The sequence below is a fragment of the Streptomyces sp. NBC_00299 genome (assembly GCF_036173045.1).
Classification (GTDB): domain Bacteria; phylum Actinomycetota; class Actinomycetes; order Streptomycetales; family Streptomycetaceae; genus Streptomyces; species Streptomyces machairae.
The window spans coordinates 3,976,255-3,989,189 of record NZ_CP108039.1 but is presented as its reverse complement, the minus strand read 5'-3'; the positions used below and the strand labels follow the sequence as shown (position 1 = coordinate 3,989,189).

Sequence of the window (12,935 nt, the reverse complement as noted above, 5' to 3'; positions counted from 1 at the left end):
GAGCGCAGGTCCTTCTCCGTCTTGCGTAGAGCTTCGGTGAGGCTTAGGCCTCCGCACCGACCTTGCGGCGCTTCATGGCGAACACGACGCCGGCACCGGCGAGGATGGCGACGCCGCCGATCGTGCCGATGACCGGGAGGTTGGAGTCGGCGCCGGTCTCGGCGAGGTTGCCGCTGACTTCCTGGACCTCGCCCTGCGGCTTCTTGCCGTCGATGCCCGAGGGCTTCTCGCCGGTCGGGTCGGCCGGGTCGACGTCACCCGGGTTGCTGCCCGCGGCGAGCACGGTGAACTCGTAGAACTCACCGTTGCCGTAGCACGCGGCGTCGTCGCCCGCGTAGATCGCCTGGCTCAGCGCGAAGGACGAACCGGCCGGGGCGGACGACTTCACGCGCACACGCAGGTCCAGCGTGGAGGAGGAGTTCGCCTCCAGCTTGTCCAGGGAGGCGACGAAGCTGCCGGTGAAGACGACCTCGCCGTTCTCGTCCTTGTAGAAGTCCTGGTAGCTGCTGGTCCACTTGCCGTCCTGCTTGACCTGGATCTCGGCCATGTCCAGGTACAGCGACTCGTCGGCGTTCTCCTCCGCGTACTCGGTGAACGCCTCGATCCAGACGTTCTCCAGGTCCTTGTCGGAGTTGTTCGTGGCGACGAACTCGAAGTTGTGCCAGCCCGAACCCGCGACGATCTTGCTCGGCAGGCCCGAGATCTCGGCCTTGAGGTTGTCGTCGAGGTCGAAGGTCTCGCAGTCCTCGTACGGGTTCCAGGACGGGTCGTCCTCGGGGGTGCTCTCCTCCGGGACCGGCGTGCTCTCCTCGGCGGCCGGGGTCGACTCCTCGGCGGCCGGCGTGCTCTCCTCCGCGGCGGGGGTGCTCTCCTCCGCAGCGGGCGTGCTCTCCTCGGCGGCCGGGGTCGACTCCTCGGCGGCCGGCGTGCTCTCCTCGGCCGCGGGGGTGCTCTCCTCGGCGGCCGGCGTGCTCTCCGACGCCGTAGGCGTCGCAGTGTCGTCCGTGGCAAACGCAGCCGGCGCGGACAGCAGTGCGATCGGCGCTATGACTGCCGTCGCGGCCGCAGCGGCCAGGGCACGGCGAAGCTTCATGAAGACCTCGAAAGTCCGGAGTGCTGCGATGTCGCAGCACGCGCATACAGGGAGGCCTCCGCGTGTGGGGCGCGGGAGTGGCCCTTGGTACGCACGGTTTGATCAGTGACGGCTGTGAATGGTTGCACCGTCACTAACAAGTTTCTTATGTGGCCTGCGTCACATGGCGGGCATGAGGCGGCATGAGGCGGCATGAGAAGGGCCCCGCGGGACAGAGCCGCGGGGCCCTTCTTTCGTCAGCACCGACGTCAGGGCAGCGTCGGTGCCTGGGGAGCGGCGCCGGGGGGTTGCGCCGCTGGACCTGGGGGCCGCGGCCGCCGGCAGTGCGTCAGCGCACGGCAGGGCCGAGGGAATTGCAGGTGTCCTACGGAGGGGCTTGGAGCTTTCTACGCATCGTGCTGGACGGGTGGGGCCACCGCAACCGCTCGATCCCGGCGTTACTCCGTCCTGCCCCTTCCGCCGGCCGGCCCCGGGCGTCCCCGGAGCCGACCGTTCTCTTGGGTGACCGGGCTGCTGTCCCCTGCCGTCCGGTCACTTTCCTGGAGCGAGGTCCCACGACGCACGGGACGATCCGTACGCCACATCGCCCCAGCGAGCCACGCGTGGTTCTTTCGGGCCCGCCCCTGGCTGGCACGGACACCGGTACCAACGAAGGGGCCGGAGAGGTGTCACGCTCCGGACGGGTGAGGGCGGATGCGTACGTCTGTCCCCGGAACGTGGATTCAGATCCGACCGCGGCACAGCTCCAGAAGCGTCATCGCCAGCGAGGTGCCCTGCTTGCCCAGCGCCTCGCTGTAGTGGTTGAGGATCTCCATCTCGCGGGAGAGGTTCACGCGCCGGCCGCCCGAGGTGATCCGCGCCTCCTGGATCACCGCGGAGACGGCCATGCGTTCCTGGATCAGACCGATGATCCGGTCGTCGAGCGCGTTGATGCGTTCACGGGCACCGGTGATCACGCCGGCGGCCTCGGGGGTGCGGGCGCCGGTCTTCTCGGCGGCGGTGGCAGTCATTCGGGGCTCCTGTAAGGGCTGGGGTCGCCCCGGGGCGGCAGGACCCGGAAACGCCAGACGCCCCGGGCCTTGTCGGCCCGGGGCGCCTGGGAAGTCGCTTGTCAGTTGCTCAAGCAGCACGACCATGGCAGCCGGTGGGCCGGTTGCCATAGGTAAAGAGGAAGGTCGGGTGCGTGAGCATGGGGCCAGTATGCCGTGCCGCGCGGGGGAGTCCAAAGGGGTTCGCATCCTGAGACGGGGCTTGCCCCGGGAGGGGCCCCGCGGACCCCGGTAGACTCGGCCCCACACACACCTCGCTCACCGCCGGAAGGCAACCCGTGTCATCAGCGAACCCCGCAGCCGCCCCCGACACCGTCCTGGTCGTCGACTTCGGTGCGCAGTACGCCCAGCTCATCGCCCGTCGCGTCCGCGAGGCCCGGGTCTACAGCGAGATCGTGCCGAGCACCACGCCGGTCGCCGAGATGCTCGCCAAGAACCCGGCGGCGATCATCCTCTCCGGCGGCCCCTCGTCCGTGTACGAGGAGGGCGCCCCCCGCCTCGACCGCGCGCTCTTCGAGGCCGGCATCCCCGTCTTCGGCATGTGCTACGGCTTCCAGCTGATGGCGCAGAGCCTGGGCGGGACGGTCGACAACACCGGTGCGCGCGAGTACGGCCGTACCGATCTCCACGTGTCGAAGTCGTCCTCCACCCTCTTCGAGGGCACCCCCGCCGAGCAGGCCGTCTGGATGTCGCACGGCGACGCCTGCTCCGCCGCCCCCGAGGGCTTCTCGGTGACGGCCTCCACGGACGTGGTCCCGGTCGCCGCCTTCGAGAACGACGAGCTGAAGCTGTACGGCGTCCAGTACCACCCCGAGGTCATGCACTCGACGCACGGCCAACAGGTGCTGGAGCACTTCCTGTACCGCGGCGCGGGCCTGAAGCCGGACTGGACCACCGGCAATGTCATCGAGGAGCAGGTCGCGGCCATCCGCGAGCAGGTCGGCGACCGGCGCGCCATCTGCGGGCTGTCCGGCGGCGTGGACTCCGCCGTCGCGGCGGCGCTGGTCCAGAAGGCCATCGGCGCCCAGCTGACCTGCGTGTATGTCGACCACGGCCTGATGCGCAAGGGCGAGACCGAGCAGGTCGAGAAGGACTTCGTGGCCGCGACCGGCGTACAGCTGAAGGTCGTGGACGCGGAGGAGCGGTTCCTGAAGGCGCTCGCCGGGGTGTCCGACCCCGAGGAGAAGCGGAAGATCATCGGCCGCGAGTTCATCCGGGTCTTCGAGCAGGCGCAGGCCGAGATCATCGCGGACGAGGGCCCGGCGGTGGAGTTCCTCGTCCAGGGCACCCTGTACCCGGACGTGGTCGAGTCCGGTGGCGGCACCGGCACCGCCAACATCAAGTCCCACCACAACGTCGGCGGCCTCCCCGAGGACCTCGAGTTCCAGCTGATCGAGCCGCTGCGCAAGCTGTTCAAGGACGAGGTCCGGATGGTCGGCCAGGAGCTCGGCCTGCCGGACGAGATCGTCCAGCGCCAGCCGTTCCCGGGCCCGGGCCTGGGCATCCGCATCGTCGGCGAGGTGACCAAGGAGCGTCTCGACCTCCTGCGCGAGGCCGACGCCATCGCCCGCGAGGAGCTCACCGCCGCCGGTCTCGACCGTGACATCTGGCAGTGCCCGGTGGTCCTGCTCGCGGACGTCCGCAGCGTGGGCGTGCAGGGTGACGGCCGGACCTACGGCCACCCGATCGTCCTGCGGCCGGTGTCGAGCGAGGACGCCATGACCGCCGACTGGTCGAGGCTGCCGTACGACGTGCTGGCGAAGATCTCGACCCGGATCACCAACGAGGTGCGGGACGTCAACCGCGTCGTCCTCGACGTGACCTCGAAGCCGCCGGGCACCATCGAGTGGGAGTAGGCCCCTTTTGTTGAGTGGGGCAGGCCCTAGGTGCGCTTGATCGTGCGCAGGGGCCGGCCGGGCTGCCAGATCTTGACGACGAGGTACTTGTCGTCCTCGATGTAGGTCCTCACGACCTCGGTGAGCTCGGTACGGAAGAGGTGGAACGGCTCCGGCGGTTCCACCTCTTCGCCGTATGCGGCCTTCGTCCCGGGGTCCTCGACCTCGATCGCCCGCCCGGCGATCCGTACGTCGCCCCCGCCCATGGACTGCCCCTCCCCGGGGTTCGCCTGGAGCGCGAACCGCGGGTCGCGGCGCAGATCGAGGGCCTTGAGCGAGTCCGGCATCATGCCGAGCCACAGCTCGCCGTTCAGGAAACGGACCTCCAGGCCGGTGGTGCGCGGGGAGCCGTCCTTGCGGAGGGTGGCCAGGACGTGGTGCGTGAAGGCGCCGAAGCGCTCCTCCGCGATGCGGGCGAGGTCCGGCTCAGCCGCGGTGAAGGTTGCCCAGTTCGCTGTCATACGGCGAGTGTGGCGCCGATACCTGACATCTGCTGTCGGGTATGCGCCCAACCGGCTCCCGCGAGCGTTGCGTGCGTCATCTTTACAGAACAACTCTGTTTTCCTGCGCTGACCGACGGTAACTTCCGCCCCGTAAGCAACCCAGTGCTGGAGGACAGATGCACGGGACGCCCCTCGGGTCCACCCCGCCCTCGCCCCTGCCGACCGACCGCCTGCAGTTCGCGATGCCGCCCATGCACGAGTCGGTCGAGGACGAGCGCCGGCACCGCAAGGAGCGGCTCGCGGGCGCGCTGCGGATCTTCGGGCGGCTCGGGTTCGAGGACGGAGTCTCCGGGCACATCACCGCGCGCGATCCGGAGTTCAGCGACTGTTTCTGGGTCAACCCCTTCGGAATGCCGTTCAGGCATGTCACCGTCAGCGACCTGGTCCTCGCCAACTCCGAGGGGCAGGTGATCGAGGGCCGGTACCACGTCAATCAGGCGGCGTTCACCGTCCACTCCCAGGTCCACGCCGCCCGCCCGGACGTCGTCGCGGTCGCCCACTGCCACTCGGTGCACGGGCGGGCTCTCGCGGCGCTCGGTGAACTCCTCGACCCGATCACCCAGGAGAGCTGTGCCTTCTACGAGGACCACGCCCTCTACGACGCCTACTCGGGCGTGGCCGTCGACGCCCTGGAGGGCCGGCGCATCGCGACCGCGCTGGGCTCGCGCAAGGCCCTCGTGCTGCGCAACCACGGCCTTCTGACCGTCGGCGACTCGGTGGACGCGGCGGCCTGGTGGTTCCTGTCGATGGAACGCTCCAGCCAGGTGCAGCTGACGGCACGGGCGGCGGGGCGTCCCGTCCTCATCGAGCATCGGCAGGCCGTGGCCACGCGGGAGCAGCTGGGTGGGGATCTGGTGGCGTGGATCAACTATCAGCCGCTGTGGCAGGACATCAGCCGCAGTGAGCCGGACCTGTTGAGCTGAGGGTCCAGAGGCTTCCGGCTCGGGGGAGGGCTCCCGGTTTGCGGGGGCGCTGTGGGGGGCCCATGCGGGCCGGCCGGCTGCGCGGGCCGTCAGAAGCCCCGCAGGACGACCGCCTTCGTCATCGCGAACTCCTCGTCGGTGAGCACGCCGTCGCGGTGCAGCTCGCCCAACTCCCGCAGTCTGCGCAGGAGTACGTCGTGGTGGTCGACTCGGGGCGGCACGGCGGCCGCGAGCTGCCGGCGGTCGGTGGGGTCCTCGACGCCGGGACGGGTGGACGGGTGCGGCAGGCGGGCGGTGACCGCGGTGGCGACCAGGGCGGTGAGCAGGTCACGGCGGGCGCTGCCCCACAGGTCAAGGGCGTACGGGTCCTTCTCCGGCGGCAGTTCGGAGAACACCGTCTCCCTGGTCACGAAGCGCAGGAAGCCGTCCTCGTAGCCGGAGTTGGGCAGCCATTCGACCTGGACGAGGTCGCCGACGTCGATGATGCGCGGGCCGGTCGCCCGCTTGACCCGCTCCGAGGTGTCCGACCAGTCGATCCGCACCTGCACGCCGTCGAAGGAGACCGTGCCGTCCGAGGAACGGACCGAGACCGGGACCGGTGGGCCGGGGAGCAGGTAGGCCTTGGTCGGCTCCTTGGGGATCTGGTCCAGCAGCAGCGCGCGGCGGATCTCCTCGGCGACGTACTCGGCGACCCCGGCACGGTCGACGTCCACCGTCAGCCGATAGGGGTCGGCGGGGTCGGGGAGCCGGCCGCCGGTCGCCTGGAGGAGCGGGTCGGCGCCCTCACGCAGCCGCATGCGCAGCCGTCCGCGCTTGCGCTCGGGCTCGAACACGATGCTCGCGACGGCTTCCAGGGGTACGGCGATCTCTCCGTACGTCTGCCGGAACAGCGGCACGGAGCGGTGGAGTCCCGGCGTGATCCGGACCGTTGTGCCGTCGAAGGCCCAGGTCCCGTCGCGCTGGATGATCTCGGCCATGGAGAAATTCTCGCAGCCGGGTCAACACGGTGGCCCTGTCTTCACCCGCGCCGACCGGACCTGCCGGGTGGGGAGCGGGCGGGGTGCGGGACAATTCGTCGTCGTCGTGCGGGAGTTGTCGGTCGTGCGGAGATGCGGAGATGGCCGAAGACAGCGATGTGCGGAGACGGCGATGGCCGGTATCTGAGATCGGGCTGCCGATCGGTGGGCCATGGGGCTATAAGGCCATGAGGGTTTTCGGGGCCTGCGAAGGGCGTAGGGCTGGCTCTGAGGGTCGTGGGTTCGTGGATTCGTGGGTCGTGAGTTCGTAGGTTCGTGAGTTCGTAGGTTCGTGAGGGTTGTCGGGAAGGCGGGGCGTCGGGCGTGGCGGTGCAGGAGGCTGGGCAGGGGGCGGGCGCGGTGCTGGGCGCGCATGGGGGTGGCTGCACCTGCGGGGACTGTCCACACGGGGCGCGGGCGGGGCATCGGCGTGCGGTCGCCGAGTTCCTGCTGAAACGGGACGAGTTCGCGGCCGGGCAGGGTCTGCCGGCGGCCGTGGCCCACTCGGTCTCCGCCTCCCGGCAGTGGGTCTCCGAGGAGTTGACGCAGTCCGCGGAACTCGTCGCCCAGCGGGGGCGGGCCGAGGGGGAGGCGTGGCTGGCGCGGCTGTGGTCGCGTACGGCGTGTGTGGTCTGGGCGCTGGTCGTGGCGTTGCTCCTGGGGCAGGCGTTCACGGCGATCGGCGCGGGGTGGACGGCCGCGCGTACGGCCGGCCTGCTGGCCGCGCTGGTGACGGCCGGGGCGCTCACCGCCGCGTCGTGGTTCCACCGGGCGCGGGGCGGGGCGCTGGCGCCCGTCATCGGTGAGGACAACCGGCTGTCCACGTCGCGTGCGGTGGCCGGGGCGTGGGTGCTCTTCGTCGCGTACGCCGTGCTCGTGCTGGTGGGGCAGCTGGCGGTGGCGTCCGGGCACGCGGAGCGCGATGCGCTGATCGCCGGCCTTGACCTGGGGCGGGGCGCGGGTGTCGTGACCGTGCTCGCCGTGGTGTGTGCGATCGCGGTGCTCGTGCGGCGGGTCGTCGGGGTACGGGTGCTCGGACAGCGGCTGCAGAAGCTGCGGGCGGACCGGCCCCGGGCGGCGGATCTGCTGACGGACGACGCGGGGCGGGGGACGTTCGCCGACATCCAGTACGTCGTGATCGGTGGGGTTGCGCTGCTGTTCGCGGCGGTGCGGTTGGGGCGGCGGCCGGATCAGTTGCCCGATCTGCCGTGGGGACTGGCGGTGGTGGTGCTGATCTCGGCGGCCACCTATGTGGCCGGGAAGTACGCGGAAGGGGGGCGGCCTGTGATCCTTTCCGTGGTGCGGGCGCGGGAGGCGGGGGATCTGGACGCGCCTATCCGTACCGGCGACGACATCGAGATTCGGGGGGCCGGGTTCGTGCCGCCGGGGGCTCAGGGGGCGGAACGGCTGTCGCGGATGGTCGTGCGGGTCGGGGCGGTGCATGTGCATGTGCCGTTGGTGCCGGTGAGCGGGGGGTTCAGCAACCCGACGGATGCGGTGCTCACTGTGCCTGTGCCGGTGGAGGTGGAGCCTGGGCGGGTGGACGTGCAGGTGGTTACTGCGGCGGGGGTGGAGACCAATCGGTATGCGATTGATGTGACTGATTGACGGTTGCCTCCGGCGGTTGGGCGGCGCGATGCCTGCCGGGGCCTGTGGCTGTTTCGGTGGGGGTTCGCGTAGCGCCTGCGGGTGTGTGGTGGGGCGGGGCCGTGCCGGGGGTGTCCGTCCTCGGACCGGCGGTTGGGGTTGGGCAGGGAGGGTGCCGCGTGTTGACGCCGGCCGCTGTGGGCGGACACCCCCCGGCACGTCCTCCTGCCGCCGTGGGCGACTGCGGCGCCGCGGGGGTGCGCCTTCGACGCCGGTAGGGGGCGACGCAGGGTTCTCTTCGGGCGGGGGAGGTCCCAGAATTCGGGTTGAGCGGCGCAGCCACTGCGTACGTATCGTTTTTTGAGGGGTCACGGCACGGCGGGCGAGAGGCGGCTACGGGCGATGACTCACGGTATGCATTCGGACACGCACCCCCCTTACCTAGATGGCGACCGGAACTGGCGGGACTCCGCCACCCGGTATGCACTGCTTCCGCTCCGCGTCTTCCTGGGAGTCACCTTCATCTATGCCGGCCTGGACAAGCTCACCGACAGCGCCTTCATGAAGGACTCCGGAGCGGGCTCGATCGGCGACATGATGCGGGCCGTTCGGGACTCCTCCGCGATTCCGGCCATGGTCGACCTGGCTCTGGACAGTCCCGTCGCGTTCGGCTACGCCATCGCCTTCGGTGAGCTGGCCGTCGGGATCGGCACGCTGATCGGACTGTTCGCCCGTTTGGCGGCGCTCGGTGGGGCGCTTATCTCGCTGAGTCTGTGGCTGACGGTGAGCTGGGCCTCCGATCCTTACTACTACGGCAATGACCTGGCCTACTTGATGGCCTGGCTGCCTCTCGTGCTGGCAGGCGCCCCCATGTTCTCGGTGGATGCCGCATTTCACAGGCGGCGACGGCAGCGGACCGGGGGCTATCGGTAGCTCGCGGGTGGCGTCAGTGGCGTGTGTCCGGGCTTGAGTTCGGGTCCAGGTCCGGGGATGGGGGGCGGGCTTTGGGCGTGGTGAGGGAGCTGCGGCGTCTGCGTAGTCCTCGGGTCGTCAGCGCTACCGCGGCTGCCAGGCAGAGGCCGCCGATCACTATGGGGATCACCACGAACCATGGGGTCTCCCAGGCGTCGCCCGCGTCGCCGATGTAGATGACGCCCGCGAGGGTCAGGAAGGTGCCGGCGACCAGTCGGCCGGGCTGGAACTCATGACGTAGCACGGGTCACCTCCGCCTGTCCCACGCCGACGCTCAGGTCGAGGTCCAGCGTGCCCGCCTTCTTGGTGCCCTTGGCCGGTGTCAGGGTCAGCTCCTTGTGCTTGCCCGGTGCCACGTCCACGTCCTGCTTGTCGTCACCCGGCAGCTGGATGTCGCCCACCCCCACGTCGATGCTCACCTCCACGGTCACGTCCTTGGGGACGATCACCTTGAGTTGGCCCACGCCCACGTCTGCTCTTGTCGTCACCGTCTGGTTGTCGGTGAGGTTCAGGCGGGTCAGGTCGAGGGTGCCGACGCCGGTGCCCAGGTCGTACTGCTGCCGGACGTCGGTCACGGCCGCCGGGCGCCAGCTTCTCTCGATCCAGTGGGTGCTGATGTCCTTGGGCAGTGCTGCCGAGGCGGCCAGCATGCCCGCGGTGATGATCGCCAGAAATATGGAGCCCGCTCCCGTGCGGCCCAGGAACGCGCTCACCGCTATGCCCAGGCCGAGGACGAGCAGGGCGCAGGCCAGGCCGGTCTGCAGGCTGGTGCCGAGTGCCCGGCCCGACCAGGTCGCGCTGGTGCCGAGCGCGCCCGCGAGCAGGGCCAGCAGGAACACCCAGCCGCCGATCCAGCGGGGGCCGCGTTGCTTCGGCTGCTGGGGGTGACGGGTGCGTATGTCCTGGCGGCTGCTCCAGGTGCTGCCGAGGCTGATGTTGACCGCTGCCGCGATGTCGCGGTCGCGGGAGTCGCGGGGGCCCCAGAGATAGCCCGTGCCGCCCTCGTGCGTGCCGTCCTTGACGATGGGTTCGCGCCACCAGGAGGAGAAGGCGGCGGGGACGGGCGGGGCCTGAGCCTCCGGTGGGGCGTCGGCGACGGCCTGGGCGGCGAGCGGGTCGGGGTCGGGGGTGCTGCGGTGCCGCGACCAGTAGCCGGCGCCCGCGAGGAGGAGGGAGAGGACCACGGCGAAGACCAGCACACCGCCGTTTCTCAGCAGGGTCAGCAGGACGCCGCAGCCGACCAGCGCGAACAGCACGGCCGTCAGCGCCTGGCCGTCCACCCGGCCGGTCAGCAGTTTGCGCACCTCGTTCTCGTCCTCGTCGTCGTACGGGACGAGGAGCCAGGCGAAGCCGTAGAAGATGAGGCCGATGCCGCCGGTCGCGGAGAGGACGGCGAGGGTGATCCGGAAGATCACCGGGTCCATGTCGCACTGCCGTCCGAGCCCGGCGCAGACACCGGCCAGCATCTTGTGCCGGCGGTCGCGCCGGAACCGGTGCGGCGAGTCGAGTGTGTCCGCTTCCTCGGACGGGGCTGCTTCTCCGCTTTCTCCGCCCGGGCGCCCGCGGGGTTCCTCACCCGCGGCGCTCGCGGGTGCCGCGTCGGACGCGGTGCCCGCGGTGGGCACGGCGTCCGGCTCGGGCACGGAGTCCGCGGCGTGCTGGTGATCTGTCATGTGTCCATGGTGACGGGCGGGTCGGCGTGGCGGGAGTCGGAATGACCCTGGTCGGACCCTGATATCGGCCCTGAGGTGGCTGCGGGGGAAGCGTTCGAGGCCGTGATGGTCGAAGATCAGGGGAGTATCGGGGGTCGACCCTGATGCTCCGGTGCTCCGACCGTGTGAACATCGATGGCATGCCGGAAGCCGCAGCAGCGCCACTCGTCGAACCGCGGCCGCCGCGCAAGCTCTACCGCAGCAGCGACGGTCGCTGGCTCGGGGGCGTGGCGCGGGGGCTCGCCGGGCATCTCGGCCTGCCCGTCATCTGGGTGCGCCTCGTCTTCGTCGGCCTGTTCATGGCGGACGGACTGGGGGCGTTGCTGTATGCCGCGTTCTGGTTCTTCGTGCCGCTCGGCGTCGGCGGCGTCGACGCCCAGAAGCCGTCGACGTTCACCACCGAGACCGCGACAGACGGCCGCCGCAGACTCGTCGCCCGCAAGCCGGACAAGGGGCAGATCGTCGCCCTGCTCCTCATGGTCGTCGTGGCGATGGTCTTCGTCGGCAGCGTGGACCTCGGAAGCGGTGCCAAGGCCTATCTTCTGCCCGCCGTGCTCGTCGGCGCGGGCGTCGCCCTGGTCTGGCGCCAGGCGGACAACGCCCGCCGGGCCCGGTGGATGGAGGTCGGACGGCGCCGGCACACCCTCACGCTGCTGCGTGCCGCGGGCGGCGTCGTGCTGGTCACGGCCGGCGTCTCCGGCATCTTCGTCCTGCAGGGCTCCGCCGCCCACCTCGGCTCGGTCCTGCAGGCGGCGCTGGCGGTCCTCGTCGGCATAACACTCCTCGCGGGCCCGTACCTGGTCCGGATGACCCAGGACCTCTCCGAAGAGCGCCTGATGCGCATCCGCGCCCAGGAGCGGGCCGAGGTCGCCGCCCACGTGCACGACTCGGTGCTGCACACCCTGACGCTGATCCAGCGCAACGCGGAGAACGCGAACGAGGTCCGCCGCCTCGCCCGCGCCCAGGAGCGTGACCTGCGCACCTGGCTCTACAAACCCGAGGGCACCGGCAAGGACGAGGCCGACGAACCCACCAACCTCGCCGACGCGGTCCGGCGCAATGCCGCGGAGATCGAGGACAAGCACGGCGTTCCCATAGAGGTCGTGGTCGTCGGTGACTGCCCGCTCGACGAGAAAATCGCCGCACAGATGCAGGCCGCACGCGAGGCTATGGTGAACGCCGCGAAGTACGGTGGCGAGGGCGGCGCCGTGCAGGTCTTCGCCGAGGTGGAGGGCAAGACCGTCTTCGTGTCCGTCCGGGACCGCGGTCCGGGCTTCGACCTCGACTCGATACCCGCCGACCGCATGGGCGTCAGAGAATCGATCATCGGCCGCATGGAGCGCAACGGCGGTACGGCCCGGCTGCGGGCGGTACCCGGCGGTGGCACGGAGGTCGAGCTGGAGATGGAGAGGGCGGAGAAGACGTCATGAGCGACCCGACCGAGGGGAACGAGCCCGTGGAGTCGACCGGCGGGAGCGCGGGCGAGCGACACGTGCGCGTGGTCCTCGTCGACGACCACCGCATGTTCCGTACGGGAGTCCAGGCCGAGATCGGCCGGACCGAGCAGACCGGCGTCGAAGTCGTCGGAGAGGCCGCGGACGTCGACCAGGCGGTCACGGTCATCACCGCGACCCGCCCCGAGGTCGTCCTCCTCGACGTGCACCTCCCGGGCGGCGGCGGGGTCGAAGTCCTGCGCCGTTGCGCCCCGTTGATGGCGGACGCCGAGCAGCCCGTCCGCTTCCTCGCACTGTCCGTCTCGGACGCGGCGGAGGATGTGATCGGGGTGATCCGGGGCGGTGCGCGCGGGTACGTGACGAAGACGATCACCGGCACCGACCTGGTCGACTCCATCTTCCGGGTCCAGGACGGCGACGCGGTGTTCTCGCCGCGCCTCGCCGGGTTCGTACTGGACGCCTTCGCTTCGACGGACGCGCCGCCGGTCGACGAGGACCTCGACCGGCTCACTCAGCGCGAGCGGGAGGTGCTGCGGCTGATTGCGCGGGGGTACGCGTACAAGGAGATCGCCAAGCAGCTGTTCATCTCCGTCAAGACGGTCGAGTCCCATGTGTCGGCGGTTCTGAGGAAGCTTCAGCTGTCCAACCGGCACGAGCTGACGCGGTGGGCCACGGCGCGACGGCTGGTGTGATGCCGGGCTCCGGTTCGGTGGGCCGAGGTCCGCGGCGGG

General features: G+C 70.5%; 12 protein-coding genes. 6 read left to right on the top strand and 6 right to left on the bottom strand.

The window, feature by feature from the left end; translation table 11 throughout:
* Positions 1-43 precede the first annotated feature (43 nt).
* The gene (locus tag OHT51_RS17250) at positions 44-1,093 is read right to left on the bottom strand and encodes an LAETG motif-containing sortase-dependent surface protein (RefSeq protein ID WP_328879848.1); all 1,050 of its coding nucleotides are present in this window, start codon (positions 1,091-1,093) and stop codon (positions 44-46) included.
* A 722-nt stretch (positions 1,094-1,815) separates the two neighbouring features.
* Positions 1,816-2,229: a chorismate mutase gene (locus OHT51_RS17245; protein ID WP_328884351.1), complete on the bottom strand. Its 414-nt coding sequence runs from the start codon at positions 2,227-2,229 to the stop codon at positions 1,816-1,818.
* A gap of 191 nt (positions 2,230-2,420) precedes the next feature.
* Here OHT51_RS17245 and guaA point away from each other — a divergent pair, with 191 nt between their 5' ends.
* Complete coding sequence (guaA, locus tag OHT51_RS17240; protein WP_328879847.1) at positions 2,421-3,998, top strand: glutamine-hydrolyzing GMP synthase; 1,578 nt, start codon at positions 2,421-2,423, stop codon at positions 3,996-3,998.
* 26 nt (positions 3,999-4,024) lie between these two features.
* Here the strand turns inward: guaA and OHT51_RS17235 are convergent, their stop codons facing one another.
* Positions 4,025-4,498 (bottom strand): pyridoxamine 5'-phosphate oxidase family protein, encoded by a 474-nt coding sequence (locus tag OHT51_RS17235; protein WP_328879846.1) that lies wholly within the window; start codon positions 4,496-4,498, stop codon positions 4,025-4,027.
* A gap of 158 nt (positions 4,499-4,656) precedes the next feature.
* Here OHT51_RS17235 and OHT51_RS17230 point away from each other — a divergent pair, with 158 nt between their 5' ends.
* Complete coding sequence (locus OHT51_RS17230) at positions 4,657-5,463, top strand: class II aldolase/adducin family protein (protein WP_328879845.1); 807 nt, start codon at positions 4,657-4,659, stop codon at positions 5,461-5,463.
* Between the two features lie 89 nt (positions 5,464-5,552).
* Here OHT51_RS17230 and OHT51_RS17225 read toward each other — a convergent pair whose 3' ends face one another.
* Complete coding sequence (locus OHT51_RS17225; protein WP_328879844.1) at positions 5,553-6,440, bottom strand: DUF4429 domain-containing protein; 888 nt, start codon at positions 6,438-6,440, stop codon at positions 5,553-5,555.
* 363 nt (positions 6,441-6,803) lie between these two features.
* Between OHT51_RS17225 and OHT51_RS17220 the strand changes: the two genes are divergently transcribed.
* Complete coding sequence (locus OHT51_RS17220) at positions 6,804-8,087, top strand: hypothetical protein (protein ID WP_328879843.1); 1,284 nt, start codon at positions 6,804-6,806, stop codon at positions 8,085-8,087.
* A 381-nt stretch (positions 8,088-8,468) separates the two neighbouring features.
* A complete protein-coding gene (locus tag OHT51_RS17215; protein ID WP_328879842.1) occupies positions 8,469-8,999 on the top strand; it encodes a DoxX family protein in 531 nt (176 codons plus the stop codon).
* Between the two features lie 13 nt (positions 9,000-9,012).
* Here the strand turns inward: OHT51_RS17215 and OHT51_RS17210 are convergent, their stop codons facing one another.
* A complete protein-coding gene (locus tag OHT51_RS17210) occupies positions 9,013-9,282 on the bottom strand; it encodes a hypothetical protein (protein ID WP_328879841.1) in 270 nt (89 codons plus the stop codon).
* The gene (locus OHT51_RS17205; RefSeq protein ID WP_328879840.1) at positions 9,269-10,711 is read right to left on the bottom strand and encodes a PspC domain-containing protein; all 1,443 of its coding nucleotides are present in this window, start codon (positions 10,709-10,711) and stop codon (positions 9,269-9,271) included. The genes OHT51_RS17210 and OHT51_RS17205 overlap by 14 nt, the downstream gene beginning before the upstream one ends.
* Positions 10,712-10,890: 179 nt before the next feature.
* Here OHT51_RS17205 and OHT51_RS17200 point away from each other — a divergent pair, with 179 nt between their 5' ends.
* Together OHT51_RS17200 and OHT51_RS17195 are read left to right on the top strand one after the other, a co-directional pair.
* Positions 10,891-12,180 (top strand): ATP-binding protein, encoded by a 1,290-nt coding sequence (locus OHT51_RS17200; RefSeq protein WP_328879839.1) that lies wholly within the window; start codon positions 10,891-10,893, stop codon positions 12,178-12,180.
* On the top strand, positions 12,177-12,896 hold the full coding sequence (locus OHT51_RS17195; RefSeq protein ID WP_328879838.1) for a response regulator transcription factor: 720 nt from the start codon (positions 12,177-12,179) through the stop codon (positions 12,894-12,896). Before OHT51_RS17200 ends, OHT51_RS17195 begins: the two co-directional genes overlap by 4 nt.
* Positions 12,897-12,935 lie beyond the last annotated feature (39 nt).

Excerpts from the sequence above, each read along its gene's own strand:
- OHT51_RS17250 (WP_328879848.1), bottom strand. The coding sequence starts at position 1,093 with ATGAAGCTTCGCCGTGCCCTGGCCGCTGCGGCCGCGACGGCAGTCATA.
- OHT51_RS17245 (WP_328884351.1), bottom strand. The coding sequence starts at position 2,229 with ATGGTCGTGCTGCTTGAGCAACTGACAAGCGACTTCCCAGGCGCCCCG.
- OHT51_RS17235 (WP_328879846.1), bottom strand. The coding sequence starts at position 4,498 with ATGACAGCGAACTGGGCAACCTTCACCGCGGCTGAGCCGGACCTCGCC.
- OHT51_RS17230 (WP_328879845.1), top strand. The coding sequence starts at position 4,657 with ATGCACGGGACGCCCCTCGGGTCCACCCCGCCCTCGCCCCTGCCGACC.
- OHT51_RS17225 (WP_328879844.1), bottom strand. The coding sequence starts at position 6,440 with ATGGCCGAGATCATCCAGCGCGACGGGACCTGGGCCTTCGACGGCACA.
- OHT51_RS17215 (WP_328879842.1), top strand. The coding sequence starts at position 8,469 with ATGACTCACGGTATGCATTCGGACACGCACCCCCCTTACCTAGATGGC.
- OHT51_RS17205 (WP_328879840.1), bottom strand. The coding sequence starts at position 10,711 with ATGACAGATCACCAGCACGCCGCGGACTCCGTGCCCGAGCCGGACGCC.
- OHT51_RS17200 (WP_328879839.1), top strand. The coding sequence starts at position 10,891 with ATGCCGGAAGCCGCAGCAGCGCCACTCGTCGAACCGCGGCCGCCGCGC.
- OHT51_RS17195 (WP_328879838.1), top strand. The coding sequence starts at position 12,177 with ATGAGCGACCCGACCGAGGGGAACGAGCCCGTGGAGTCGACCGGCGGG.